We start from the raw sequence: 386 nt of genomic DNA on the forward strand, positions 1-386 counted from the left end.
CGTACCGATCGCCGTGGTCGAGCCGGCCACGCTGGAGCTGGGGGAGCGGTGCCTCGCCGAGGGGGCACCGGTCACGGACCGGTGCCCCCTTCGCGTACACCCCCATACCACTCCAACTGCTTTTCTCCGTACGGCAGTACCACTTTCGAGTTGCGCTCGTTTATCTCCGCGGGCGCCACCGCACACCACCCTGCACGCTGGATGTCCCGCACACGGAACTCTCCCGTTCGAAGGACATCAGCATGAGCAGCCCACCCCTGGCCGGAGGCGTCACCGGCCCCGACGGCCTGCGGCCGCTGCTTGCCACCGTCCTCGGCGCCCTCGCAGAGGGCGGCGCCGCGCGCGGGGGGCCGCGGGCCCGCCGGGGGGCGGGAGGCCGCGGGCGG

Source organism: Streptomyces sp. N35 (genome assembly GCF_016464295.1).
GTDB lineage: Bacteria > Actinomycetota > Actinomycetes > Streptomycetales > Streptomycetaceae > Streptomyces.